General features: G+C 71.0%; 17 protein-coding genes. 8 read left to right on the forward strand and 9 right to left on the reverse strand.

All coding sequences use genetic code 11. The features are described 5' to 3' along the window. The first annotated feature begins 121 nt into the window (after window positions 1–121). On the forward strand, window positions 122–1,405 hold the full coding sequence (locus ACFSOX_RS04695; RefSeq protein ID WP_378476623.1) for a lytic murein transglycosylase: 1,284 nt from the start codon (window positions 122–124) through the stop codon (window positions 1,403–1,405). Window positions 1,406–1,508: 103 nt separating this feature from the next. On the opposite strand, the gene ACFSOX_RS04700 is transcribed toward ACFSOX_RS04695, so the two are convergent. Together ACFSOX_RS04700 and ACFSOX_RS04705 are read right to left on the reverse strand one after the other, a co-directional pair. Then, window positions 1,509–1,907 carry a hypothetical protein gene (locus ACFSOX_RS04700; RefSeq protein WP_378476624.1) on the reverse strand — a complete coding sequence of 133 codons (399 nt, stop codon included), beginning with the start codon at window positions 1,905–1,907 and terminating at the stop codon, window positions 1,509–1,511. Window positions 1,908–2,102: 195 nt separating this feature from the next. Continuing rightward, window positions 2,103–2,480 carry a hypothetical protein gene (locus tag ACFSOX_RS04705; RefSeq protein WP_378476625.1) on the reverse strand — a complete coding sequence of 126 codons (378 nt, stop codon included), beginning with the start codon at window positions 2,478–2,480 and terminating at the stop codon, window positions 2,103–2,105. A gap of 125 nt (window positions 2,481–2,605) precedes the next feature. Here ACFSOX_RS04705 and ACFSOX_RS04710 point away from each other — a divergent pair, with 125 nt between their 5' ends. Both ACFSOX_RS04710 and ACFSOX_RS04715 read left to right on the forward strand, forming a co-directional pair. Further along, window positions 2,606–2,881, forward strand: a complete 276-nt coding sequence (locus ACFSOX_RS04710) for a PepSY domain-containing protein (protein WP_378476626.1) — start codon at window positions 2,606–2,608, stop codon at window positions 2,879–2,881. Next, a complete protein-coding gene (locus tag ACFSOX_RS04715) occupies window positions 2,878–5,676 on the forward strand; it encodes an ATP-binding protein (RefSeq protein WP_378476627.1) in 2,799 nt (932 codons plus the stop codon). Before ACFSOX_RS04710 ends, ACFSOX_RS04715 begins: the two co-directional genes overlap by 4 nt. Window positions 5,677–5,774: 98 nt before the next feature. On the opposite strand, the gene ACFSOX_RS04720 is transcribed toward ACFSOX_RS04715, so the two are convergent. Together ACFSOX_RS04720 and ACFSOX_RS04725 are read right to left on the reverse strand one after the other, a co-directional pair. Continuing rightward, window positions 5,775–6,125 carry a hypothetical protein gene (locus ACFSOX_RS04720; RefSeq protein WP_378476628.1) on the reverse strand — a complete coding sequence of 117 codons (351 nt, stop codon included), beginning with the start codon at window positions 6,123–6,125 and terminating at the stop codon, window positions 5,775–5,777. A 91-nt stretch (window positions 6,126–6,216) separates the two neighbouring features. Beyond that, on the reverse strand, window positions 6,217–7,335 hold the full coding sequence (locus ACFSOX_RS04725; protein WP_378476629.1) for an ATP-dependent DNA helicase: 1,119 nt from the start codon (window positions 7,333–7,335) through the stop codon (window positions 6,217–6,219). Between the two features lie 134 nt (window positions 7,336–7,469). Between ACFSOX_RS04725 and ACFSOX_RS04730 the strand changes: the two genes are divergently transcribed. Beyond that, window positions 7,470–9,242 (forward strand): sensor domain-containing diguanylate cyclase, encoded by a 1,773-nt coding sequence (locus tag ACFSOX_RS04730; protein WP_378476630.1) that lies wholly within the window; start codon window positions 7,470–7,472, stop codon window positions 9,240–9,242. Window positions 9,243–9,251: 9 nt separating this feature from the next. Here ACFSOX_RS04730 and ACFSOX_RS04735 read toward each other — a convergent pair whose 3' ends face one another. Continuing rightward, entirely contained in the window at window positions 9,252–9,998 is a 747-nt protein-coding gene (locus tag ACFSOX_RS04735) for a hypothetical protein (RefSeq protein ID WP_378476631.1), read from the reverse strand. Between the two features lie 264 nt (window positions 9,999–10,262). Between ACFSOX_RS04735 and ACFSOX_RS04740 the strand changes: the two genes are divergently transcribed. Further along, the gene (locus ACFSOX_RS04740; RefSeq protein ID WP_378476632.1) at window positions 10,263–11,033 is read left to right on the forward strand and encodes a hypothetical protein; all 771 of its coding nucleotides are present in this window, start codon (window positions 10,263–10,265) and stop codon (window positions 11,031–11,033) included. Between the two features lie 111 nt (window positions 11,034–11,144). On the opposite strand, the gene ACFSOX_RS04745 is transcribed toward ACFSOX_RS04740, so the two are convergent. Beyond that, the gene (locus ACFSOX_RS04745; RefSeq protein WP_378476633.1) at window positions 11,145–12,347 is read right to left on the reverse strand and encodes an exo-beta-N-acetylmuramidase NamZ family protein; all 1,203 of its coding nucleotides are present in this window, start codon (window positions 12,345–12,347) and stop codon (window positions 11,145–11,147) included. After that, window positions 12,344–12,919, reverse strand: coding sequence for a DOMON-like domain-containing protein (locus ACFSOX_RS04750; protein ID WP_378476634.1), 576 nt, complete (start codon window positions 12,917–12,919; stop codon window positions 12,344–12,346). Before ACFSOX_RS04750 ends, ACFSOX_RS04745 begins: the two co-directional genes overlap by 4 nt. A 211-nt stretch (window positions 12,920–13,130) precedes the next feature. On the opposite strand from ACFSOX_RS04750, the gene ACFSOX_RS04755 reads away from it, so the two are divergent. Then, window positions 13,131–14,105 (forward strand): NAD-dependent epimerase/dehydratase family protein, encoded by a 975-nt coding sequence (locus ACFSOX_RS04755; protein WP_378476635.1) that lies wholly within the window; start codon window positions 13,131–13,133, stop codon window positions 14,103–14,105. A 22-nt stretch (window positions 14,106–14,127) separates the two neighbouring features. Here the strand turns inward: ACFSOX_RS04755 and ACFSOX_RS04760 are convergent, their stop codons facing one another. After that, window positions 14,128–14,847 carry a hypothetical protein gene (locus tag ACFSOX_RS04760; RefSeq protein ID WP_378476636.1) on the reverse strand — a complete coding sequence of 240 codons (720 nt, stop codon included), beginning with the start codon at window positions 14,845–14,847 and terminating at the stop codon, window positions 14,128–14,130. Between the two features lie 387 nt (window positions 14,848–15,234). Between ACFSOX_RS04760 and ACFSOX_RS04765 the strand changes: the two genes are divergently transcribed. After that, window positions 15,235–16,491: an AAA family ATPase gene (locus tag ACFSOX_RS04765; protein ID WP_378476637.1), complete on the forward strand. Its 1,257-nt coding sequence runs from the start codon at window positions 15,235–15,237 to the stop codon at window positions 16,489–16,491. Next, complete coding sequence (locus ACFSOX_RS04770) at window positions 16,488–17,105, forward strand: DUF4276 family protein (protein ID WP_378476638.1); 618 nt, start codon at window positions 16,488–16,490, stop codon at window positions 17,103–17,105. Before ACFSOX_RS04765 ends, ACFSOX_RS04770 begins: the two co-directional genes overlap by 4 nt. Window positions 17,106–17,139: 34 nt before the next feature. On the opposite strand, the gene ACFSOX_RS04775 is transcribed toward ACFSOX_RS04770, so the two are convergent. Continuing rightward, on the reverse strand, window positions 17,140–18,306 hold the full coding sequence (locus ACFSOX_RS04775) for a PQQ-dependent sugar dehydrogenase (RefSeq protein ID WP_378476639.1): 1,167 nt from the start codon (window positions 18,304–18,306) through the stop codon (window positions 17,140–17,142). Window positions 18,307–18,330 lie beyond the last annotated feature (24 nt).

The following is an 18,330-nucleotide window of genomic DNA, read 5'->3' on the forward strand; positions in this document are numbered from 1 at the left end:
TTGTTCTTTTCGCGCCGCCGACGCGTGATGTCTCGGTCGTCGCGGCTCTCCAAATTAAAACCTTGTTTACCGGCCTCTCTCCGTTTCCGATTCGTCTCTCTCGCGGAACCTGGAGAACCCGATGACCCTGCTGTCCGCCGCAAGGCGCTCGCTCGCGGCGATGCTCCCGGTCGCGATGCTGGGCGTCGCGATGCTGACCGGCGTGCTGCCGGCGCTCGCGCCGCGGCCCGCCACCGCCGCCGATGCGGACTTCCAGAAGTGGCTGCAGGCGCTGTGGCCGGACGCGCAGGCGCTCGGCGTCTCGCGGCCCGTCTTCGATCAGGCGATCCGCGGGCTCGAGCCGGATCTCTCGCTGCCCGATCTGGTGATCCCGGGCCGCGCCGAGTCGCCGCCGCGCGGCCAGGCCGAGTTCGTCCAGACGCCGGCCGAGTACCTGCGCGAGAAGAACCTCGCGAACCTCGCCGCCACCGGCCGCAAGCTCTACGGCGAGCACCGCGCCTCCCTGCAGGGCATCGAGCAACGCTTCGGCGTGCCGGCCTCGGTCGTGCTGGCGATCTGGGGGCGGGAGACGGCGTTCGGCTCCTACAAGCTGCCGCACGACGCGCTGCGGGTGCTGGCGACGCAAGGCTATTACGGTCGCCGCAAGGACATGTTCCGCACCGAGCTCCTCTACGCCCTGAAGATGCTGCAGGACGGCACGCCGCGCGCCGACATGCGGGCCTCGTGGGGCGGTGCCATGGGGCTCACCCAGTTCCTCCCGTCCGAGCTCTACAAGCACGGCGTCGACTTCGACGGCGACGGCCGCCTCGACATCTTCCGCTCGGTCCCCGACGCGCTCGCCTCGGCGGCCCAGCAGCTCCACGCCAAGGGCTGGCAGCCGGGCAAGCACTGGGCCTACGAGGTGACGCCGCCGGCGCGCGGCTTCGACTGCACGATCGCCGATCCGGAGAACCTCAAGCCGCTGCGCGCGTGGCTCGCCGCCGGCTATGTGCCGGCCGGCGGCAAGCGCCCGGCCGCCGCCGATCTCGACGAGCCGGCGTCGCTGCTGCAGCCGGCCGGCACCCACGGACCGTCGTTCCTGATCATGAAGAACTACTACGTGATCAAGGACTACAACTTCTCGGATCTGTACGTGCTGTTCGTCGGCAACGTCTCCGACCGCATCGCCGGCGGCGGGCCGTTCGCCCGCGCCTGGGATCCGGTCGTGCAGCTGCGGACCAAGGATCTCGAGGAGATGCAGAAGCGCCTCGCCGCGCTCGGGCTCTACCGCGACAAGATCGACGGCAAGGCCGGGATGCGCACGCGCCTCGCGCTCGGCGCCTACGAGAAGCAGAACGGCCTGCCGCTCGACTGCTGGCCGGACGCCGCCGTGCTCGACCACATGCGGGCGCGAGCGGGACGCTGACGCGCGCTCGGCGCGCGCCGGTCGACGTGATCCCGGGCGTCGGAAACGCAGACGGCCGGCGTGACCGCCGGCCGTCTCGACGCCTGGTGCCGATGCGGGTGCCTCAGGGGCAGAACCAGCGCGGCCGCGAATAGCCGGTGAACTCGCCGTAGGGACCGTAGAGCGGTCGCCGCGCCCAGTAGCCGCCCGGGCAGGCGACCGGCATCGGGCCCGCATAGGCCGGGTAGGGCGCGTAGCCGGCGACCGGCGCGTAGCCCGCATAGGGCGGCGGCGGAGGCGGCGGCTCGACATAGACCGGGGCCGGCGCCGCGTAGCCGGGGCGCGAGCTGGCGATGGCGCCGCCGATGATGGCGCCGGCGGCGAGCCCGCCGAGCACGCCCGCCGCCACGGCGCCGCCGCTCGGGCCGCGCCGGTAGTAGTACTGGGCGTCCGCCTGGCTCGCCGGCAGCGCGAGCACGACGGCGAGCGCCGCCGCCGAGACAGCAGTCAGGCTTCTGGTCATGGTCCCCTCGTGAGGCTCCGTTATCAGGGCCGCGATTTTGGTCGCGCCGGATCCTCGTGCGGGAAGGTCGGTCCGGGCGCTCCGATCAGCCCCGTGCGGCTGACGGCAGATCCACAAGAGAGCGTTTCAATTTGTCGTTAGTTGGGCGGCGACGCCGCGCTCGCGCGCTAACGCGTTGAGGCCGATGAACATTCGTTAATAGCAGATCGGCCCCGTCCGCCACCGCCAGCCGTAGTCGGTCCACACCCGCTGGCGCTGCATCCAGCAACCCGGTGCCACCGGCACGACCGGGCCCCAGAGATCGCTCCGCGGCAGATCGCTCCACGGCAGGGCGCGCCAGGCGACCGGGCTGCCGGGCGCCGCGTAGGGGCCGTAGGCATAGTATCCATTGTTGGCCGCGAGCCCGCCGACGATCGGTCCGGCGACCGGGCGGGGCGCCGCCCGGCGGCCGCCCGAGCCGTCGGCGAGCGCCGGTGTCGCGATCATCACGGCCACGCCCACCCCGGCGCCCAGGACGAGTGTTGCGCTCGCCGTTACGCCGAGCCGTGCGACCAGTCGAACGATCGTCTGCATGGATCCTCGCCGCGTCGCCGAACGTGTCCGAAACGTCCGAGAGTCGGATCGCCGAGTAAAGATCATTTAATCGCCCCCCGGTACTGTCGCCTCAAATTGAATCGATCCCGCGGGTTTCGTCCACCATGATCCGTCGTGCCTGTCTCGTCGTCTCGATCGTGTCGGCCGCGGGGGGCGCGCATGCTTGGGCCGGGCCGGCCTGCACGACCGCCTCGGTCGACCGGTGGATTCCCGCCGAGGCGATGCGCCGGCGCATCGAGGGGGACGGGTACCGGGTCGGCGTGTTCAAGACGACCGAGGGACGCTGCTACGAGATCTACGGGCGCGACAAGGACGGCCGCCGCGTCGAGATCTATTTCGATCCGGTGTCCGGCGCGATCGTCAAGTCGAGCGTTCGATGATGCATCGAACCGAGCCTTCCGCCACGCCGATTCGGACGAGCGCGCGGGAGATCGGTCCGTTCGCCGTCGCCATCCTCCTGATGCTCGCCGCGATCGTCGTTCCGGCGGCCTGGCACGCGCATCAGATCGCCGACGGCCGCGCGCTCGTGGCCACCATCGAGACGGACGTGAAGCGCCATGATCTGATCCGCCGGCTCGACGACGACTACAGCCGCGTCTTCGGTACGGTCGCGGGACTGGCCGCCGGCGTCGATCCGGCCGAGCGGACGGAGCTGTCCGAAGAGGCGCAGGCGGTGATGCGCGGACTGCTCGAGGTCGATTCGCCGCTCGACCGCCTGATCTCGGTGACGGCAGGAGTCGTCCCGGCCGCCGATCAGATCGCGCTGTGGACGCTCACCCGCGACATCGTCGACGCCTTCGACCACATCGCCGCGTGGCGGCGGACCCCGGCCACCGACGAGGAACGATCGTTCCACGTGCTGGCGCTCTACCGCGACGTCGCGGCGGTGCGTGCCATCCTCGACCGCATGGACGATCGGCTCGACGCGCAGATCCTGTCGCGGCTCGGATCCTCGCTGGCGCTGGTCGAGACCGCGGTGCCGACGCTGTGGCTGATCGGGGTCGCGGGCGCGTTCGTCGCCGTCGCCATCCTGGTGTTCATGTCGCGTGCGATCCGCCGCCTACGCCGCGTCCGTGCGGCCCTGGAGGCCAACCGGGCTGCGCTGGCGGGCCAGAACCGAATGTTCAAGGACGCGCTAGAGAGCATGAGCCAAGGCCTCTCGATGTGCGACGAGGCGGGTCGGCTGATCGTCTGCAACACCCGCTTCGTCGAAATGTACGGCGGCCCCGGCTTGACGATCGAGCCCGGCATGCCGTTCGAAGACTTCGCGCGCGGGCTGCGTCGGAGCGGGCTGATCGTCGACCCGGCGAGCCGTCTCGACGTCATCCCGGAGGAGAACCAGTCGTGGATCGAGACGCTGGGCAACGGTCGCGTCGTCGCGGTCAGCCGGCGCATGCGGCCGTCGGGCGGCTGGGTCGGCACCCACGAGGACATCACCGAGCTCGCCCGCGCCCAGCGGCAGCGGGCCGAGGCGGAGGCCGAATCGGTCAAGGCGCGCGAGCAGGAGCGCGCCGCCGAGGCGGCCTGCCGCGCCAAGTCGGGCTTCTTCGCCGTGATGAGCCACGAGATCCGCACGCCGCTGAACGGCCTGCTCGGTCTCGCCGCCACCTTGCTGGAGACGAGCCTCGACACCGACCAGCGCAAGACGCTGGAGGCCATCAACCAGTCGGGCGAGAGCCTGCTCGCCATCCTCAACGACATTCTCGACCTGTCGAAGCTCGAGGCCGGGCGGGTGCAGTTCGAGTCGGTGGCGTTCTCGCCGCGCGAGCTCGCCGACGACGTCGTCGGCATGCTCGGACCGCAGGCGCGCGCCCGCGGCGTCTCGCTGTTCCTGTCGGTCGGCGGCGAGGTGCCGGCGCTGATGCGCGGTGATCCGGGTCGCATCCGCCAGGTGCTGCTCAATCTCGCCGGCAACGCGCTGAAGTTCACGGCGGCGGGGGGCGAGGTCGAGCTGTCGCTCGGCTGCGCCGGCCGCGACGCGACGACGGCGCGGCTCGAATGGGCGGTGCGCGACACCGGCATCGGCATCGCGCCGGAACGCATCGGCACGTTGTTCTCCGACTATGTCCAGGCCGATTCCTCGATCAACCGCCGGTTCGGCGGCACCGGGCTCGGGCTCGCCATCTGCAAGCGGCTGGTCGAGCAGATGGGCGGCGAGATCGGCGTGCGCTCCGCGCTCGGCCGCGGCTCGACCTTCGCGTTCTCGCTGACCCTGCCGGTCACCGACACGGCGCACCGGCCGGGGCTCGTCGGCCCGGTGTCGCATGCCGCCTTCACGGCGGCGCTGGGCCGCCTCGGGCGGCCGCTGCGCGTCCTGCTGGTCGAGGACAACGCGACCAACCAGCTCGTCGTCACCCGCATGCTGAAGTCCTTCGACATCGCGATCAGGATCGCCGAGGACGGCCTCCAGGCGCTCGCCGCCGTCACCGACTATCCGTGCGATCTGATCCTGATGGACGTGCGCATGCCCGGGATGGACGGGCTCGAGGCGACCCGCCGCATCCGCGCCCGCGGCGGCCGCTGGGCGACGCTGCCGATCGTGGCGCTGACAGCCAATGCGTTCCCGGACGACGTGCAGGCCTGCCGCGAGGCCGGGATGACCAGCTTCATGGCGAAGCCGGTCCGCAAGGGCATCCTGATCGAGACGCTGGCTCAGGCCGTGCAGGCGGTGGCCTACGGCGGGGCCGGTGTCGAGGATGCGCCGGAGGGCGGCGCCGCCGGCCCTGCGGCCGAGGGAGCCGCGTGTCATCCGGCCGGGCCTGCCCACGGACGCGCCGATGCTGCGGACGGCTCTCGGCGGCGACGGAGCGGCGACGCCCCGGCGCCGCCCGTGCACGATGCGACGGTCGCCGCGATGCTGCGCGCGGAGATCGGCAACGACGGCTTCGCCGCGACGCTGGCCTGTTTTCTCGAGGAGACCCGTCGCCGGGTCGAGGTGCTGCGCGCGCTGGCCGGCACGCCCGAGCGCCGGATGCTCGGCGTCGAGGCTCACACGCTGAAGGGGGCGGCGACCGCGCTCGGCTTCCGCCGGCTCGCCGAGATCGCGCTGGCGCTCGAGACCGAGGCGGCGGCGATCACGCCGGCGCGGGCGCGGGAGCTGACCGCGACGCTCGATCGCGCGTTCGCCGAGGCCGACGCGGTCGGCCGCAAGCTGAACGCCGAGCACGCCGCCTGACGGTCTCGATGGGCGGTGGCGCGATCCCTGGCGATCCGAACACGACCCATCGACGGACTGGCCGACCAGACCCGACGACCCGCCCGGACGACGGCCCGTCAGCGCGTCGAGGACGAGCGACCGCCCGGCTTCGGGTTCACGCCTTCGACCGTCTCGGGCTGCGGGCTCGGCGAGCCGGGCGTCGGCGCGTGATTGGACGTGCCCGTGAAGGAGCCGCCGGTGCCGCCGGTCCAGCCGGTCGAGCCCTCGTTGCCGGGCGCCGTGCCCGAGGACGGGCCGGTCTTCGGATCGTTGGCGGGCGTGTCGGGCCTTTCGGTCCCGCCCTGCGGCGTCGTCGTCTGAGCGGCGGCGACCGCCAAGCCGCCGATCAGCAGCGGGGTGGCGATCAGCGACGACAGCGCGAGGCGTGACAGCGAGAGGCACGGCAGCGCGAGGCGGGACAGGGGCATGGCTCGTCTCCCGGAACCGGCGCCCGGACGGGCGCCCGTACCCCAATGCGGCAGCTCGATGCGCGGTTCCCGGCGCCGCACCCGGTCGGTGTCACACCACCACGGTGAGGCGCTTCGCGGCCCGTGTGATGCCCGTGTAGAGCCACCGCTCGCGCGACTCCTGGAACGCGAAGCTCTCGTCGAACAGCACGACGTCGTCCCACTGCGAGCCCTGCGCCTTGTGGACGGTGAGCACGTAGCCGTAGTCGAACTCGTCGTAGACCTTGCGCTGCGCCCAGTCGATCTCCTCGATGTTGCCGAGGAAGCACTCGGCCCGCACCGTCACCTTGACGAGCTTGCTGCGGGCGGACAGCTCCTCGTCGGGCGCGATCCGCATGGTGACGAGCGCCTTGGAGCGGCCGGTGGCGCGCTCCTTGACGGTCCACAGCCCGCCGTTGAACAGCGCCTTGCGGCGGTTGTTGCGCAGGCAGACCAGCTTGTCGCCGGCGACCGGCAGCGGATCCGCGAGGCCGCGGCGCTGGCGCAGGCGGCCGTTGTAGGCGCGCCGCGTGGCGTTGCGGCCGACCAGCACCTGATCGGCGTCGAGCACGCGGGCCGGATCGAGCTCGTTCTTGCGCACCACCTGGCTGACCCCGTAGTCGCCGGGCGCGAGGCGGGCGCCCTCGCGCACCTGCATCGACAGCCGCACGATCGGATCGTCCTGCGCCTGGCGATGCACCTCGGTCAGCATCGCGTCGGGCGCGTGCTCGGTGAAGAAGCCGCCGCCCTGGATGGGCGGAAGCTGCGCCGGATCGCCGAGCACCAGGATCGGCACGCCGAACGACATCAGGTCGCGGCCGAGCTCGGCGTCGACCATCGAGCACTCGTCGACGATGATCAGCTTCGCCTTGGAGGCCGGCGCCTCGTCCCACAGCGTGAAGCTCGGCTGCTCGGTCTCGGTGTCGATCGGCTTGTAGATCAGGCTGTGCAGCGTCGATGCGCCGTGGCACCCTTTCGAGCGCATCACCTGGGCGGCCTTGCCCGTGAAGGCGGCGAACTTCACCTCGCCGTCGACGCCCTCGGCGATGTGGCGGGCGAGCGTCGTCTTGCCGGTGCCGGCATAGCCGAACAGGCGGAAGACCGGCGGCGTGCCGCGCGTGCCCGGGCCGTCGTCGAGCCAGCGCGCGACGGCGGCGAGAGCCTTGTTCTGGTGAGGCGTGAAGACTGGCATGGCGGCGCCTTCTAGCACGGCGGCCGTGGAAGCGTTAATCAGTCGGTGGAAGGTTTACGGTACAGACGAATCGACCGGTTTTGTCGCGTCGCGAGATTTGTTGGATCGCGGGCGGACGGGTGGGGACGGTGCCGATGCCGAGGGATTTTTGGGCGCCCCTGCGCGCGCTTCGTGCGCGCGTGACGGCGAGCCTCCAGACGCGCGTGCTGCTGCTCACCGTCGCGGTCTTCGTCGTCGTCTCGCTGCCGGCTTACGTGGCCTTCGAATGGATCGTCCGCGGCACGGTGGTGAAGCTCGGCACGTTGTTCGCCGAGAAGCAGGTGCTGTTCGACCGCTATCGCGGCCTCGAGGCGCTGATGCGCGAGGTGTCGCTCGCCGAGACGCTGACGCGCTCGCCGGTCGTGCTCGCCTGGGCGACCGACGAGGCCGATCCCGCCAAGGCCGCGGTCGCGCTCGCCGAGCTCGAGCGCTATCGCCGGTCGTTCCAGGACCACAGCTGGTTCTTCGTCGTCCACGCCTCCGGCAACTATTACTTCAACGATCACGAGGGCGCCTTCGCGGGCCGCGAGTTCCGCTACACGGTACGGTCGGACAACCCGCGCGACGGCTGGTACTTCCGGACCGTCGCGGACGGTCCGGGCTGCCGCCTCAACGTCGACCGTGACGACAACCTCGCCGTCACCAAGGTGTGGATCAACTGCGTGGTCGCCGATGCCGGCTCGGGCCGCGCGCTCGGCGTGCTCGGCACCGGCGTCGATCTCACCGCCTTCATCCGCGAGGTGGTCGCCATCCCGCAGGTCGGGGTGCAGAGCATGTTCGTCGATCGCTCGGGCGCCATCCAGGCGCATCGCGACCCGGGCATGGTCGACTTCCACAGCCTCACGAAGGACACCAAGGCGAAGAAGACGATCTTCGCCCAGGTCGACGGCGACGACGACCGGGCCGCGCTCGCGGCCATGATGGAGCGGCTCGTCGCCGGCCGGAACACCGTGGAGTCGCGCTTCATCCGGATCGGCGGCAAGGACTATCTGGTCGGCGTCGGCTGGCTCGACCGGGTCGGCTGGTTCAACGTGACGCTGATGGACGTCGACGCCATCATCGACCGCGAGCTGTTCGCGCCGATCGCGGCGCTCCTCGCGCTGATCGCCGGCGCCGCCGTGGCGCTGATGATGGTTTTCTTCCGCCGCGTCGTGCTCGACCGGCTCGGCCGCCTCGAAGCCGGCATCCACCGCATGGAGGCCGGCGACTTCGCCGCCGAGCCCGATCCGCGTCCCGACGAGATCGGCCGTCTCTCGCGCGCCTTCGCCCGCATGGCCCGCAAGGTCGGCGATCACACCGCGACGCTGGAGACGACGGTCGCCGAGCGCACCGCGCAATTGCGCCGGCTCGCCGAGCGCGATCCGCTCACCGGCATCTACAATCGCCGCGGCGTGATCGCCGCCGTGGAGGAGCGCCGCGCTCCCGGCGCCCGCGACGGCGACCCGCTCGGCCTCCTGCTGATCGACTTCGACTTGTTCAAGTCGATCAACGACCAGCACGGCCACCACGCCGGCGATCGCGTGCTGTCGGAGGCGGCGCGGCGGCTCGAGTCGGTGCTGCGGGCCGGCGACGTCTACGGCCGCTGGGGCGGCGACGAGTTCATCGTGGTGGCCGGCGAGGCCTCCGAGACGGCGCTGCGCCGGCTCGGCGAGCGGCTGATCGCGGCGATCGCCGGCACGCCGGTCGCCTTCGAGGGCGGGGACGAGGCGCGCGTCTCGATCAGCATCGGGGCGTGCCGGATCGCCGCCGGCGAGCCGCTCGACGCGGCGCTCGCCCGCGCCGACGCCGCCCTCTACGCCGCCAAGCGGGCCGGCCGCGACACCGTTGTGGTGCACGATCCGCGCGGCGACGTGCCGCTCAGCGCGTGAGGTCGCCACTCAGCGCGTGAGCGCCGGCTCGCCGCGGCGGCGCTGCGAGCGACCGCGCGCCTCGTGCGCACACTTCTCGACATGGACGTCGCGGTTGATCACCTGCAGGTTGGGCAGGCCCCAATAGGCGAGGAGGTCCGGCCAGGGCGTGTCGCGGCGGTCGCGCCAAACCTCGAACAGCGGCACCTTGTGATCGATCTCGGCGGTCCGCCACAGGCGCTTGCCGCGCGCCGCGCAGCGCCGCTGCTGCAGCTTGCGGAGCAGCACGACGTGCGCGGTCGGCGCCGTCCAGAGCTGCCACGCGACCACGCAGGCGGCGTGCCACTCGGCGTTGCGGTTCGCGCCGCGGTCCCACAGATCGACATGCCAGCCGAACCGGTAGACGGGCTGGCCGCAGACGCAGCAGCGGCCGCCGCCGGGCGCGAAGTCGGGCTCGCGATACGGCGCCGGCGGGGTGCGGAAGCTCGCCGGCAGGCCGCGCGCCCGGTCGGGCCGCCGGGTGCCGGTGGCGGCGATCCGCCAGGTCCAGCCCTCGGGCGCGCCGCTCTTGGCCGCCAGCGCGCGGGCGAGCCGGTCGGCGCGCAGCGGATGCGCCCGCCAGTAGCCGTCGATCGCCATGCGAGGCAGCGGCGGGATCAGCGGCCGCGCCAGCGCCCGGTTCAGCACCGGCACCGGAAAGATCTCGGGCAGCGCCTTGTTCAGGCGCGCGAGGGCGCTCCGGTTGCGCGCCTCGCGCCAGGCCGATGCCGCCCCCATGTCCGAAACTCTCCCGCCGATCCTCGCGCCGAATCGTAGCCGCCGACCGTAAACGATTCGCCGCTCCGGCCGCCTCGCCGCTCCGGCCCGCCACGGTCCGCGACGAACCGGCAGGGTTTGCCGGCACGGCAGATCGTGCCCGGTCCCGGCCCGCCGACGATCCGTGAAAACCAGCGGCGCACCGTCGTTCTCGCCACGTCGCGGCGAGGCACGCCGCTTGCTGGTCACGATCCGAACTCAGCACTCAGTCGTCGTGAGAGCGTCATGGTCGCGTCCGTCTCGTCGTCGTCCTCGCCCTGTCCGTATCCCGCCGGCTCGTCCCGCAGCAGCACCGTGCCGGCCGATCCGGCCGACCGCTTCGACGCCGCCGTCGCGGCCGACGCGGCGGCGGCGCGCGCCGCCGAGGCGTCCTCCGGCGAGTCCACGACCGCGACCACGTCGGCCGTCGCGACCGGCACGACGACACCGACGGGAACGTCGAGCAGCAGCACCGAGACCTATCGGATCGATCCGAGCCGGGTGCATCGGCTCGCGCCACCGACCCGCGATGGCGTCGCCACCCTCGCCGCGGAGCTGGCGGCCAAGCTCGACGCCGCCTTCGCGAAGGCCGGCCTGCCGACCACGCCGCCCGTCGCGATCGCCGTCGACGAGACCGGCGTTCACGTGTCCGGCGTCCGATCGTCCGGCGCCGACGGGGCGGACGCACGCGACGACCTCGCCGCGATCGCGGATCTGCTGGCGTCCGACGTCGACCTGCGGCGCGGCATCAAGATGGCCCACTCGATCACGGCGCAGGCCTACGCGCTCGAGCAGACGAAGCCCGAGGACTCGTACCGCAACGTCGGCGATCCGCGCGCCGCGATCGACAGCTTCCTCGCGATGATGGAGGCGCAGCGCGCCGTCTCGATGCAGTTCGTCTACGCCGATGGTGGCGTGTCGGTGACGGCGAACGGGATCGCCTGGCCGACCGCGTCCGAGCCGACCGCGTCCGAGCCGACCGTGGCCTCCGAGCCGGCCGCCGTGCAGGCCGCCTGAGCCGTCGCTTCCGCCGGGCGTGGGAACCGGACCGACGGTTGGCGCACGACGGCTGCGGCGCCGTGGGGGTTGGAGCGCGCGGCAACCCGAGGGCATGCGAACGGCCGCCGGTCAGTAGAGCAGGTGAGGCCGCCGCTCCTCGGTCCAGGCCGCCTCGTCGGCGCGGGTGAGGGTGTCGAGGTCGGCCGGTGTCGCGGCCGGGTCGTCGACCCAGTCCCGGAGCGCCGGGCCGCCGTTGATGACGTCGATGGCGAGGCGGCCACGCTCGTACTCGTAGGGGAAGTCGCGCCACAGCGGGTAGTCGCGCCGCAGTCGCCGGACCGCCTTGAAGGCGAGTGCCTGCAGGCGCCACGGCCGGAACGCGGCATGGTCGTAGACCGGCGCCTCGGCGTGGACGTGGACGCCGTGGCAGAGCTGGCCGACGTGCTTGTGGAAGGTCGGCTCGAACCAGATCTCGCGCAGCGCGCAGCCCGACAGCCACTCCGGCGCGAGCCGCATCATCTCGGCCAGCACGGCGCGGGCGTCGAGGTCTGGGGCGCCGAACAGCTCGAGCGGCCGGGTGGTGCCGCGCCCCTCCGACAACGTCGTGCCCTCCAGCATCACGGTGCCGGCATAGGCGCGCGCCATGGCGAGGTTCGGGGCGTTGGGGCTGGGGTTGATCCACACCCGCTCGCCGAGCGGCCAGCCGAAGCCGGGTGCGGCGTCGGGCTGCCAGCCCTCCATCGCGATCACCCGGTGGTCGACGTCGAGCCGGTTCGTCGCGACGAACCAGGCCGCCATCTCGCCCAGCGTCAGCCCGTGCCGCATCGGCATCGGGCCGGCGCCGACGAAGCTCTCCTGGCCGGGGCGCAGCGTCAGGCCTTCGACCGGCCGGCCGACCGGGTTCGGGCGGTCGAGCACCCACACGGCCTTGCGGTGGCGCGCCGCCGCCTCCAGCACGTAGAGCAGCGTGGTGACGAAGGTGTAGATGCGGCAGCCGAGATCCTGGAGGTCGACGAGCAGGACATCGAACGTGTCCATCATGGCGGCGGTCGGCCGCCTGACCTCGCCGTAGAGGCTGAACACCGGGATGCCGTGCACCGGATCGGTGAAGTCCGGCGACTCCACCATGTTGTCCTGCTTGTCGCCGCGCAGCCCGTGCTGCGGCCCGAAGGCCGCCGTCACCCGCACGTCGCCACAGGCGGCGAGCGCATCGAGCGAATGGGTCAGGTCGCGCGTCACCGACGCCGGATGGGCGAGCAGCGCCACGCGGCGCCCGGCGAGCGGCGCCCGCAGCGACGGATCGGCGAGCAGCCGGTCGATCCCGAATCTCATCGGCTCACCCCCTCGGCGGTCCATGCCGTACCGGGCGGCAGCGCGGCCGCAAAGCCGTCGGCGTGATGGAAGTCGGGCCGCCCGGGAGGATGCGCCAACGCCCAGTAGGAGAGGCGGCCGTCGATGGTCTCGATCACGACGGAGAGAGCCAGCCGCAGGGGCGCGTCGGCCGACCTCGTCGCCACGTCCCCGAGCGTCAGCGTCGCCCGCAGCGTGACCCGGCCTGGGTCGCGCAGGATCCGGATCGCGGGCGCCGCGACGTCGCCGGCCGCGCGCATGCCGCGTCGATACGAGTCGAACCGCCAGGCGGCCCAGGCCGTGGACGGCGAGAGGTTCAGCTCGAGATAGCCTTCGCCGTCATCGCCGCGCAGAAACGCCTCGCAGCAGGTGTGTCGCCACAGGCCGTCGGTGCGCACGGGCGCGGCCGGCACGGGCCAGCGGATCGCGTCGACGCGGCCGGCGATCCCATAGGTCAGCATCAGACGGCCGGGCACGGCACGAACGACGTCGACCGAGATCGAGTCGACGATCGGGCAGGGCGTGTCGGGATGGGGGTGCAAGGGCAGGCGCATTCGGCGATCCTATACCGCATCGGAGTCTCCGGCGCGTCATGCCCGCGCTCGTCGCGGGCATCCCCGTCTTGTCGGATGGGCCGGACAGCGACGGCTGTGGATGGCCGGGACGAGCCCGGCCACGAGGAAGGCGGAGTCCTGGTCGCCACAGAAATTGCACCGCGCCTGCCTACCGTCGTCGCGCCGGGCCTTTGGATCGGGGAGACACCGCATGGCGCCGCTGATCGCGTTGACCGGGGCGACCGGCTTCATCGGGCGTCATCTGCTCGCGGCGTTGCCGGAGCAGGGGTTTCGGGTGCGGGCGCTGCTGCGGCGGCCGGCCGATCTGCCGGCGAGTGCGACCGGGGCCGTGATCGGCGACATCGCGCGGCCGCAGAACATGGCGGCGGCGCTCGCCGACGTCGATGCCGTCGTCCACTCGGCGGCGCTGACGCCGGGGTTTCCCGGCCAGCCGGGACGTCCCGGCCAGCCGGGATGTCCCGACCCGAGCGGCCTCACCGGCACGCCGGCCGACGACTACCGAACCATGAACACGGAGGCGACGATCGCCCTCGCCCGCGCGGCGCAGCGCGCCGGGGTGAAACGCTTCGTCTTCCTCTCCTCGATCCGTGCCCAGACCGGGCCGAGTGCGCCCGGCGTCGTCACCGAGGCGACCGCGCCGTCGCCCGAATCCGACTACGGTCGCTCCAAGCTCGCCGCCGAAGCGGGGCTCGCGACCCTCGACATCGACTGGGTGGCGCTGCGCCCGGTGCTGGTCTACGGCCCCGGCGTGCGCGGCAACATGGCCGGGCTCCTGCGCCTCGCCCGCACGCCGTGGCCGCTGCCGCTCGGCGGCGTGACGGCCGGCCGGTCGCTGCTCGCGGTGGAGAACCTCGCCACGGCCATCGCCACGCTCCTGTCGCATCCCGAGCCGCTGCGCCGGGCGTTCGTGGTCGCCGACCGCGAGGTCTTGACCGTCGGCGCCATGGTCGCGGCGCTGCGCCGAGGGCTCGGCCGCGCGCCGGGGCTCGTCCCCGTGCCGACGCCGCTGCTGCGGGCCGGCTGTGCCGTGACCGGACGCACCGAAACCTTTCGCCGCCTCGCCGAGCCGCTGGTCGTCGATGCGTCGGCGCTGGCCGCGCTCGGCTGGACGCCGACCGTGGCGACGCCCGAAGGCCTCGCGCGGCTGGCGCGCGAGACGCCTTGATACGCCGAAGGCCTTCTCGCCGTCACGCCGCCGGTCGGGCGGCGGTGTCGCGCGGTCCGGCCGTGCCGGCCTCGGTCGCCCGCTCGGCGGTGGCCCGCTCGACGGCGACCCGCTCGGCGGCGACCCGCGCCGCGGTGGCCCGCGCCCAGCCCAGCATCGTCTCGAGGCCGGTGTGGAACGCCTCCGCCTGGAGAAGCGCGAGGTGCTGCGGCGTGCGATGGCGCATGAAGGCGGTCATGCGGTCGCCCGACAACACGTCGAGATAGCGGCGGGTCCACTCCGACAGATCGGTCGAGGCGCGAAGCGCCGCCCCGAAAAGCTCGACGTTCGAGCGCGCGACCATGTCGAGATGGGCGCGGGCGCAGGCGTTCATGTGGGTCGTCATCTCGGCGCCGACCGCGAGCATGTTCCGCGCCATCGCGGTGTTCTGCTGGAAGAAATCGGCGCCGGTTCGCGCCGCGACGGCCACGGCGGTCCCACCCGCGCCGGCGACCGGGGGCTCGGGGGCGTTCGGCACCGGCCGTCGGGACGGGAGCGCGGTCGGCACCCACTGCCCGATGGTGAAGACGCCGGAGGGCGGATCGGCATCGTCCGGAACGCTGGGGGGCGCCTCGCCGGGCGCCAGCACGATCGGGGGGTGGACGGTCTCGACCGCCCGGTCGAGCGGGGCCTGGTCAAGGGGTGCCTGGTCGAGGGGGGCCTGGTCGAGGGGGGGCTGGTCGAGCGGCGCATGCTGGTCCATCGTGGTCTCCATCGCGGGTGACGTCAGATTTCCGGCATTCCGAGTTCTTTATCGCGCATCAATTCCCGATTCTCGTGACGGTTTTGCGGTCGCGCGATTCAATCCGAGCGAGCTGTTTGAGTTCCGAATTACCTCCGAAATGCTTCCGGCGGCCCAGTCTGGACGTGACACGGCGGCGAAAAATCTCAGCAATCATGCCGAAGGAGGATGCGGCACGCCGAGGCCTTAATGTCGCACCGCTTCCGGCAACGGGTTCAAGTCCGGACTCCCGTTACGGGTTAATGCCGCGGTAGGCTGCGAATCGGGAGTCAGTCGCGAGGCTGGAGACGGCGCCCCATATGCAGTAGTTGATTGTGCACCGACCCACTTCCATGTGCGGGCTAAATCATGAACGATAAAGACGGGCCCGGGCACGCTTTGAGTAAGGCATCAAAGCCAGCTCGGATAATCGAGCTTAAGGTTCGAAACTTTCGGGCACTCCGCGACGTCGAATTCAAGAATTTGACGCCACTAACTGTTCTGTTGGGTCCAAACGGCAGCGGAAAGTCCACTGTATTCGATGTCTTTGCGTTTTTATCGGAGTGCTATCGGTCGGGACTTCGCAGCGCGTGGGATCGACGTGGAAGGGCACGAGAACTGAAAACCCGCGGATCCGACGGCCCATTGGTGATAGAAATCAAGTACAGTGAGCCGGATTTTCCGCTTATCACGTATCATCTCGCCGTGGACGAGCGCCGCGGCGCACCGATCGTCGTCGACGAATGGTTGAGCTGGCGACGCGGCAGCCATGGGAGACCCTTCCGGTTTCTCGAGTATCGAGAGGGCGTCGGTCGAGCGGTCAGTGGCGAGATGCCGGACCAGCAGGATGTCCGAAAGGATTTCCCGCTGCAATCGCCGGATCTCATTGCAGTCAACGCTCTAGGACAGTTCGCCGATCACCCGCGGGTCGCTGCGCTCCGCGAATTCATAACCGGATGGTATGTCTCGTACCTGTCGGTCGGTGATACCCGCGGGCAGCCGGAGGCAGGGCCTCAAGAGCGCCTGTCACGAACCGGAGACAATCTCGCGAATGTCGTCCAATACTTGTCCGAACAGCATCCGGATAGGTTGGAGGCGATTTTCGACGTGCTGCGGGCCAGGGTGCCTCGCATCGAGAAGATACTGGCCGAAGCGATGCCCGATGGAAGGCTGCTGCTGACCATCAAGGACGCCCCCTTCGAGAAGCCGATCTTGGCTCGCTTTGCCTCTGATGGCACTCTGAAGATGTTGGCGTACCTGGTTCTTTTGTATGACCCGGCGCCACCGCCCTTCATCGGCATCGAAGAACCCGAGAATTTCCTCCATCCGCGGCTTCTCCATGGACTCGCCGAGGAATGTCGGCGGGCTGCCGAGAAGGGGCAATTGCTCGTGACGACACACTCTCCCTTTTTCTTGAATGCGCTGCGCGCCGACGAGGTCCGCGTGCTCTACCGTGACGAGGATGGTTATACCAAAGCGGTCCTCGCCTCAGACATAAAAGGCATAAATGAGTTCATGAACGAGGGTGCCTTGTTGGGGCATCTTTGGCTGGAGGGCTATTTCGGAGTCGGTGATCCGCTGGTCAATCAAGGAGCGGCGAGGCGGATGCCGGGAGTCGCAAAATGAAGGCCGAGCACCTCGAGCTTCTTGTTGAAGAGCCTTCGATGGAGATTTTCCTCAACGCGGTCCTTCCGCGAATTCTCGCTGGCCGGGCGACTTATTCGATCCATGCCTATCAGGGGAAGCCGGATCTTCTTCAGAAGCTGGACGTTCGCCTCCGCGGTTATGCGAGATGGTTGCCGGATGCGTATCGGGTCATCGTGCTCGTGGATCGCGACGCGGACGACTGTGTCGGCTTGAAGGGACGCTTGGAGCGCGCCGCGGCGCAAGCCGGATTGTCGACGCGAGTGACGTGCTGCGGGGCGCCCTGGCGGGTCGCGACCCGCCTCGCGATCGAGGAGCTTGAGGCTTGGTTTTTCGGTGAGTGGGCTGCAGTCAAGGCAGCGTACCCTCGAGTCGCCGGAACAGTCCCTCATCAGCAGGCGTATCGGCAACCGGATGCGATTGCCGGCGGAACATGGGAGGCGTTGCAGCGGGTACTTCAGCAGGCCGCCTATTTTCCGAGCGGATTGAGAAAAGCAGAACTCGCCGGCGCGGTCGGCGGACACTTCGATCCCCGGCGGGCGACGTCGCCCAGTTTCAAGGCTTTTGAGACGGCGGTGCTCGATGCCGTAGCCTAATCTTCGTTTCCAAACTTGCGCAGGTCGATTCGGCCTACTCCGCCGGGGTGATCCGCAGGATCCGCCCGTCGTCCTCGTCGGTGGTGACCAGCACCTCGCCGTCGAGGCCCTGGCGGACGTTGCGGATGCGGGTGCCGAGCGGGATGCGCTCCTCGCCCGTCACGGTCTCGCCGTCGAGGGTGAGGCGCACCAGGCCGCGCGCCGTGAGGCCGCTGATCAACAGGTTGCCGCGCCAGCCGGGGATGCGATCGCCCGTGTAGAAGGTCATGCCGGAGGGCGAGATCACCGGCGTCCAGTGGCGCAACGCGTCGGCGAGGTCCGGCCGGGTCGGCGGGGTCGGGATCGGGCGGCCGTCGTAATGCGTGCCCCAGCTCACCAGCGGCCAGCCGTAGTTCCGGCCCGCCTGCGGGATGTTCAGCTCGTCGCCGCCGCGCGGACCCATCTCGGTCGTCCACAGGACGCCGGTGTCGGGATGGATGGCGCCGCCGAGCGGGTTGCGGTGGCCGTAGGACCAGATCTCGGGGCGCGCATCCGTGCGGCTCACGAACGGGTTGTCGTCCGGCACCGTGCCGTCGGGGCGGATGCGCACCACCTTGCCGAGATGGGTCATGAGATCCTGGGCCGGATCGAACTTGAAGCGCTCGCCCAGCGTCACGAACATCGTACCGTCGCGCCGGAAGGCGATGCGCGAGCCGAAATGGTTGCCGCCCGAGACCTTCGGGAGCTGGCGGAAGATCACCTGCAGATCCTCGAGCGCGCCGTCGCCGAGCCGGGCGCGCGCCACGGCGGCGCCGGCGCCGCCGTCACCGGGCTCGGCATAGGTGATATAGACGACACGGTTGTGGGCGAAGTCGGGGTCGAGCACGACGTCGTGCAGGCCGCCCTGGCTCTGCGCGAACACGGCCGGCACGCCCTTCAGGGGCGGCGAGACGGCGCCGTCGCGGCCGACGAGGCGCAGCCGGCCGGCCCGCTCGGTGACCAGCATGCGGCCGTCGGGCAGCACGGCGAGCCCCCAGGGGTGGTCGAGCCCGCCCGCGACCGTGCGGACGATCAGCGGCCCGGAGCGGCTGTCGACGCGGCGCTCGGCCGTCGCCGCGGATTGCGCTGCGGCCGGTCGGCCGGCGGCCGGGATACCGGCCAGCGGTGTGCCGCCCAGCACGGCGAGCGCGAGCAGGGCGGTCGCGGTCGGTCGCGGTCGCATCGGGGGCTCCTGTCGGTGGTCGCA

Source organism: Rhodoplanes azumiensis (assembly GCF_042682915.1).
Classification (GTDB): Bacteria; Pseudomonadota; Alphaproteobacteria; order Rhizobiales; family Xanthobacteraceae; genus Rhodoplanes; species Rhodoplanes azumiensis.

Bases quoted from the DNA above. Each gene is read 5' to 3' on its own strand.
- ACFSOX_RS04710 (WP_378476626.1), top strand. From the start codon at position 2,606: ATGATCCGTCGTGCCTGTCTCGTCGTCTCGATCGTGTCGGCCGCGGGG.
- ACFSOX_RS04740 (WP_378476632.1), top strand. From the start codon at position 10,263: ATGGTCGCGTCCGTCTCGTCGTCGTCCTCGCCCTGTCCGTATCCCGCC.
- ACFSOX_RS04755 (WP_378476635.1), top strand. From the start codon at position 13,131: ATGGCGCCGCTGATCGCGTTGACCGGGGCGACCGGCTTCATCGGGCGT.
- ACFSOX_RS04715 (WP_378476627.1), top strand. From the start codon at position 2,878: ATGATGCATCGAACCGAGCCTTCCGCCACGCCGATTCGGACGAGCGCG.
- ACFSOX_RS04770 (WP_378476638.1), top strand. From the start codon at position 16,488: ATGAAGGCCGAGCACCTCGAGCTTCTTGTTGAAGAGCCTTCGATGGAG.
- ACFSOX_RS04760 (WP_378476636.1), bottom strand. From the start codon at position 14,847: ATGGACCAGCATGCGCCGCTCGACCAGCCCCCCCTCGACCAGGCCCCC.
- ACFSOX_RS04700 (WP_378476624.1), bottom strand. From the start codon at position 1,907: ATGACCAGAAGCCTGACTGCTGTCTCGGCGGCGGCGCTCGCCGTCGTG.
- ACFSOX_RS04750 (WP_378476634.1), bottom strand. From the start codon at position 12,919: ATGCGCCTGCCCTTGCACCCCCATCCCGACACGCCCTGCCCGATCGTC.
- ACFSOX_RS04725 (WP_378476629.1), bottom strand. From the start codon at position 7,335: ATGCCAGTCTTCACGCCTCACCAGAACAAGGCTCTCGCCGCCGTCGCG.
- ACFSOX_RS04720 (WP_378476628.1), bottom strand. From the start codon at position 6,125: ATGCCCCTGTCCCGCCTCGCGCTGCCGTGCCTCTCGCTGTCACGCCTC.
- ACFSOX_RS04745 (WP_378476633.1), bottom strand. From the start codon at position 12,347: ATGAGATTCGGGATCGACCGGCTGCTCGCCGATCCGTCGCTGCGGGCG.
- ACFSOX_RS04735 (WP_378476631.1), bottom strand. From the start codon at position 9,998: ATGGGGGCGGCATCGGCCTGGCGCGAGGCGCGCAACCGGAGCGCCCTC.
- ACFSOX_RS04775 (WP_378476639.1), bottom strand. From the start codon at position 18,306: ATGCGACCGCGACCGACCGCGACCGCCCTGCTCGCGCTCGCCGTGCTG.
- ACFSOX_RS04730 (WP_378476630.1), top strand. From the start codon at position 7,470: ATGCCGAGGGATTTTTGGGCGCCCCTGCGCGCGCTTCGTGCGCGCGTG.
- ACFSOX_RS04705 (WP_378476625.1), bottom strand. From the start codon at position 2,480: ATGCAGACGATCGTTCGACTGGTCGCACGGCTCGGCGTAACGGCGAGC.
- ACFSOX_RS04765 (WP_378476637.1), top strand. From the start codon at position 15,235: ATGAACGATAAAGACGGGCCCGGGCACGCTTTGAGTAAGGCATCAAAG.
- ACFSOX_RS04695 (WP_378476623.1), top strand. From the start codon at position 122: ATGACCCTGCTGTCCGCCGCAAGGCGCTCGCTCGCGGCGATGCTCCCG.